This window comes from Virgibacillus sp. AGTR (assembly GCF_016919725.2).
Classification (GTDB): domain Bacteria; phylum Bacillota; class Bacilli; order Bacillales; family Amphibacillaceae; genus Virgibacillus; species Virgibacillus salarius.
Map to the genome: position 1 here is coordinate 1 of NZ_JAJERH010000123.1, position 5416 is coordinate 5416.

General features: G+C 37.0%; 6 protein-coding genes. 4 read left to right on the forward strand and 2 right to left on the reverse strand.

Features of this window, described 5'->3' with window-relative positions; translation table 11 throughout:
- Positions 1–54: 54 nt before the first annotated feature.
- Both JUJ52_RS22390 and JUJ52_RS22395 read right to left on the reverse strand, forming a co-directional pair.
- Complete coding sequence (locus JUJ52_RS22390; RefSeq protein ID WP_121604452.1) at positions 55–450, reverse strand: hypothetical protein; 396 nt, start codon at positions 448–450, stop codon at positions 55–57.
- Positions 451–711: 261 nt separating this feature from the next.
- A complete protein-coding gene (locus tag JUJ52_RS22395; RefSeq protein WP_026682916.1) occupies positions 712–1479 on the reverse strand; it encodes an exodeoxyribonuclease III in 768 nt (255 codons plus the stop codon).
- A 452-nt stretch (positions 1480–1931) separates the two neighbouring features.
- On the opposite strand from JUJ52_RS22395, the gene JUJ52_RS22400 reads away from it, so the two are divergent.
- The 4 genes from JUJ52_RS22400 to JUJ52_RS22415 are packed head-to-tail and all read left to right on the forward strand — an operon-like array spanning position 1932 to position 5135.
- On the forward strand, positions 1932–2321 hold the full coding sequence (locus tag JUJ52_RS22400) for a GntR family transcriptional regulator (RefSeq protein ID WP_026682915.1): 390 nt from the start codon (positions 1932–1934) through the stop codon (positions 2319–2321).
- Positions 2318–3007, forward strand: coding sequence for an ABC transporter ATP-binding protein (locus JUJ52_RS22405; RefSeq protein WP_026682914.1), 690 nt, complete (start codon positions 2318–2320; stop codon positions 3005–3007). Before JUJ52_RS22400 ends, JUJ52_RS22405 begins: the two co-directional genes overlap by 4 nt.
- The gene (locus tag JUJ52_RS22410; RefSeq protein WP_205389514.1) at positions 3004–3837 is read left to right on the forward strand and encodes a hypothetical protein; all 834 of its coding nucleotides are present in this window, start codon (positions 3004–3006) and stop codon (positions 3835–3837) included. The genes JUJ52_RS22405 and JUJ52_RS22410 overlap by 4 nt, the downstream gene beginning before the upstream one ends.
- A gap of 14 nt (positions 3838–3851) precedes the next feature.
- Complete coding sequence (locus JUJ52_RS22415; RefSeq protein WP_205389515.1) at positions 3852–5135, forward strand: hypothetical protein; 1284 nt, start codon at positions 3852–3854, stop codon at positions 5133–5135.
- Positions 5136–5416 lie beyond the last annotated feature (281 nt).

Genomic DNA, 5416 nt, shown 5'->3' on the forward strand with positions numbered 1-5416 from the left:
CACGGATGGAAGTTTCACTTTATAAAAACTTAAAAGTGAAAAATGGCTTAGAATTTATTTCATGTCCTCATCTGTTTTCAAGAAGGTTAATAGCAAGAATAATGCGAAGCTGACAAGTAAGATAGAGCCACCAACGATAAAGAACACGGTGATTACCGCTTCGTTCATTGCAAAGGGGCGCAAGTAATAAAGCCACATGCCACTTGTTAACCCGATTGCACCAATAATTGCAGTCCATACATGGAGTGCTGCGATTACTTTATTGACAGGTGTAAAAATCTTATAATACACTGCCCAAGCAAATAATGTTAGCCAGCCAACGACAAGAATATGAGCATGTACAGTTTTAAATTCATAGCCACCAGCTCCAGCCATATGTGAACCAATAAAAGCACCAATCAATGCAAAAACAGCAGAAAAACGCAATAAAGCTTTACTATATGTATTCAACAAAAACGCTCCTTTTCATTCATAGAATGGTACAATGCTTATAATAAGAAAGAAGTATGAACGGAAGATGAACCGTAGATTACAGATTTATCCTGTATGAACGAGCAGACCGTCATCACCTCAAGACTATCTCCGGATCCCGAAAAAGTCGGATTTGTAAGCTAAGTGCAACGTACTTTAGGTATAGTTGAACCAATCAGATGCGTACTGGCGATTGCTTGAAGTGTATGCGGATTTTAGAATAATGAGGGGAGAGAGACCTCACGAATAGAAGGATAACTTTATTTCCATAGTAATCGGGCAGTGATCGCTACCTAGTACATGTGAATGAATATTAGAATCAATTAGTTTCGCTGTTAGACGATCAGATACAATAAAATAATCGATCCGCCAACCGATATTTCGTTCACGAATGGTCTTCATATAGGACCACCACGAATATAGCCCCTCTGTATCTGGATGGAAGTAACGGAGACTATCTGCAAAGCCATTATCCAAAATACGAGTCATTTTTCCGCGTTCTTCTGTAGTAAACCCAGAATTTCCGTGATTTGTTTTATGATTCTTTAGATCAATTTCTTGATGAGCTACATTGAGGTCACCACAATATATAAGAGGTTTGCGTTCGTCTAACGCTTGCAGGTATAGAAATAATTTATCTTCCCATTGCAACCGATAATTAAGTCTAGTCAGATCTCTTTTGGCATTTGGTGTATAGACATTAACAAGATAAAAATTCTCAAATTCTAGTGTAATAATTCGACCTTCTTCCTCACTTTCCTGTTCACCAACTCCATACGAAACAGATAAAGGCTGCTGTTTTGTAAAGACAGCGGTACCTGAATAGCCTTTTCTTTCAGCGTAATTCCAATATTGGTAATATCCTTCCAACTCTAGATCGATTTGTCCGGCTTGTAGCTTTGTTTCTTGGAGGCAGAAGATATCCGCATCTACCTTATGAAAATAGTCGAGAAAGCCTTTCCGAACACAAGCACGAATACCGTTAACATTCCAGGATACGAGTTTCATATAATATCTTTTCCTTTCTATATTTACATCTAATACATTATCATGCATATCTTTTATCCCGCATATAACTGGCTCTAAGCTCCTGCCTCAAGCAATAAAGTGAAACCAATATTGGTAAGTGCGGGATCGACTGCCAATAAATGTCTGATTAATTCAAAGGCGTTTAGGTCATACCTTTGTGGTACTAGCAATCAGTGGGAGATAAACAAAACCGCCACGGATGGAAGTTTCACTTTATTCTAGCATATAAAGCACAGTCGTATGTTTATCAAATGCTTTCTCATTAAAAGAATTAAAAAAAGAATTGACAGGCCAACTGTATTAACCGTATAATACATTGCATAGGCGTATTATACGGTTAATACAGTAATGCGAATTTTTTTACACCTAGTGTATTAATAGGTTGATACACATGAGAATTGCATCTAATGACATGATTAGGAGTTGTTGCTATGAAGGTGAATTTTAATAATCGTGATCCTGTTTATGTTCAAGTTGTACGACATTTCAAAGAACAAATAGCTACGAATAAATTGGAGCCAGGACAGGAAATACCGTCACGCAGAGAACTGGCAGGTCAGTTAAAGATAAACCCAAATACTGTTCAACGAGCTTATAAGGAAATGGAGGAGCAAGGATTGATTTATACCGAGCGTAATTTGCCCAGTAAAATAACAAGGGATGAGGAGATGCTGCAATCTGTTCGTGAAGAGCTTCTCTTAGAAGCTGTTCACGCATTTATTGCATCTGTCCATTCAATTCAAGTCCCGTTTGATGAGTTAGTTGAATTGTTAAGAGAAAAATATGAAGAGGCAAGTGATGAAAAGGGGGGACAGCAATGATAGAGGTAAAGGATATTACGAAAAAGTTTGGGAGAAAGCAGGTACTTAAAGGTGTCAGTTTCAGTGCAAATAAAGGAGAGATTACGTGCTTAATTGGTATTAATGGTGTTGGAAAAACCACTATCCTGAATGCAATTATGGCACTGACGCCGATAAATAAAGGACAGATATTAATTGATGGAGAAAAAATTAAAAAGGAAAGCTTCGATAAACTAACTTTCATTCCCGATGCAATAACTGTCTTACCGAACATGACAATAGCCGATTCCATGCAATTTATGCGTGATTATTATAAGTCCTGGAATGAGCAACGGGCAACAGACCTACTCCAATTCTTTAAGCTAAATCCTACGGATAAAATCGCTCAATTATCAAAAGGGAATACAGCAAAGGTGAACCTATTACTTGGTTTAGCATTAGATGTTGATTATATACTAATGGATGAACCATTCTCTGGGATCGATATGTTTAGTAGAGAACAAATTGCTGATGTGTTTACCAGTCATTTAATCGAAGATCGTGGTGTTATTATAACGACACATGAAATAAGTGATATTGAACACTTGATTGATAAGGTTGTACTACTCGATGAGGGTGTTGTTATTAAGCAATTTAACACAGAGGAAGTTCGAGAAATGGAAGGGAAATCAGTAGTGGATGTGATGAGAGAGGTGTATCAGTCATGAAAAGCTATTTAAAATTAACAAGCTTTGAATTGAGCAGGTTTTTCAAGCTGTATCTAGTATTAATCGCCATCACCATTATTTCACAGATTATTGGCGTAATTGTTTATTCTAATAGTTACTTAAATGAGATGAATAAAGTAATCTATGAGGAACAGATGCCAAAAGCAGAGTTTCTTGAAGTCTACGGTAGATCTAGTTTGTTTAATCTGACACAAACACTTTGGTTCTTGGGCCCAATTGCCCTTTGTATTGTCGCATTAATCTTTTATGTCTTTTTTATTTGGTACCGCGATTGGTTCGGGAAGAATACTTTTATTTATCGCCTACTTATGTTGCCTACGGCTCGGATTAATGTATTTTTCGCCAAAGCAACTTCTATATTTCTAATGGTGCTGGGATTAATTGCGCTACAAATCGTTTTATTATTTATCGAAAATATGATTTATCAGTGGATGGTTCCTAATGAATTTCGGACAGATATGGTTGTGAGTCAAGTTATTCAAAATTTTCATATCCTCGATATTATCATACCAACAACCATTACTAAATTAATTCTTTACTATGCTGTTGGCTTTATGGCAGTCTTCGTTATTTTTACAGGTATTCTTTTAGAGCGTAGCTATCGATGGAAGGGGATATTTCTTGGCATTGGTTACTGTGCAATCGCAGCAGCAGTTTTTGTCTTACCAATTATTATTCAGGAACTGTTACAGAAGAATTATTTGTATCTCGTAGAGTTAATCATCATTGAGGTGATATTAGGGCTATTCGTTGCTGCTTGTTCCATCTGGCTAAGTAGTTTTCTATTGAAACATCGAATCACTGTATAGAGGGGGAAGAAGGAATGAAACGCTATTGGGAATTAATTATAATTGCAGCATTCGCCATATTCGTTATTGGCGCGTTTTATATACAAAAGGCTGTGGCTGAAAACCAGCTTCCTGCTTTTGAATGGAAGAAGCAAGCTGGTAATGATGACGTAATAGCTCGTGCGCAGCTTAGCGGTTCATTAACGGAAGATTTATATCATAATGAATTAATGATCTCTGCAGACGGGACGACGTATCGGAGTGAGCTTTCTCTTGTTGAAGAGCTCGAAGGAATGCGAAAGCATCCAATCATTGAAGAGCTTCAGGCGGAGCACCGTAATTTTATGCGAGGAAAGGATGGCTTAACACGTTTTTACGAGGATGATAAACTGCTTGTTTATGCTGAGGCTGATTCTAAATGGGATCGACAAACATATACAGAATCAGACTTTCAGTTAAACATTGATGTGCTTTACAAGGATAAGAATGATAAGGTTTCATTTACGGTCGATATTCCAAACCAAGATGATTATCGCTACATGATGGTTGAGGATGTAGTAGTAACAAACGAAAACCTTCATGTTATTACACGAAATGAGTTAGTAACGACGGATGATCAAATGAGTAATGAATTACGAATTTATCGCATAAATTTAACGGGAGAAAAGCTTATTAATGAAGAAAGTATTGTTACTTATACCAATGGTGGAGAGGATAACAATACAGAAATTATGTTACTTCAAGATCCAGAGGATATTGAAAAAAATAACGATATAGTTTTCCAAGCTGATTATTATGAACCGGAACAGCTCGAAGACGGATCGTATCAAGATGTTGTAAAGGATAGTAAGTTATTCACGTTTAACTTAGAGACGAGAGAGAAGGTTCAACTGGATATTCCTAAGAAGCTACAAAAGCAAGAAATTATACCTGTGAATGATGATAATATTTATTTTTTACACAATACAGCAAAGGGGATAGAAATAACAACATTTGCTATCGCAGAACAAAAGGTGACGAATAGCTTTCAGATTGAACTACCGAAACCGCCTGATATGCCGGAGATTGATGAAAAAGCAGCTGAATTAACAGGGGAAACTGCTGTCACAGATGCTGAAATAAATTGGGGTCAATACCGTATGAAAGATGGTAAACTGTATATTACTAGTGGGAAACAAACGGAGAGCAGTAATCTATCTATGCATGTGGCTGACTTAAATAATGGAGATATATTATACAAGGGTAAGCTGGAGAGAACAGATAATCCTAAAGCTGGAACAGCCTATAGTTTAGATTTTTACGAAATGACAGTAAAATAGAAATACGAAAGGTTTCATATAGAATGGTTGGTCAGTGTTACCAACCATTTTCTTTGTAGTTTAGGAAATGATAAAATTTGCTCATGTGGATAAATAGGCGCGTGTTGAGCCGCGTCCAGCTCCAGTTCCCAGAACAAGGCGACTCCACGAATTGCTTCTAAGCTAAGTCATTATCGGTTCACAAGTCACCTTGATTTCTTTACCTCCGTTGATTTGCTCCAGTCGCTACATTTTTAATCGGGTGCTTGCGCTTTTGTTCAAAGATAAGAAAGTATAAAATC

Bases quoted from the DNA above. Each gene is read 5' to 3' on its own strand.
- JUJ52_RS22395 (WP_026682916.1), bottom strand. From the start codon at position 1,479: ATGAAACTCGTATCCTGGAATGTTAACGGTATTCGTGCTTGTGTTCGG.
- JUJ52_RS22400 (WP_026682915.1), top strand. From the start codon at position 1,932: ATGAAGGTGAATTTTAATAATCGTGATCCTGTTTATGTTCAAGTTGTA.
- JUJ52_RS22405 (WP_026682914.1), top strand. From the start codon at position 2,318: ATGATAGAGGTAAAGGATATTACGAAAAAGTTTGGGAGAAAGCAGGTA.
- JUJ52_RS22410 (WP_205389514.1), top strand. From the start codon at position 3,004: ATGAAAAGCTATTTAAAATTAACAAGCTTTGAATTGAGCAGGTTTTTC.
- JUJ52_RS22415 (WP_205389515.1), top strand. From the start codon at position 3,852: ATGAAACGCTATTGGGAATTAATTATAATTGCAGCATTCGCCATATTC.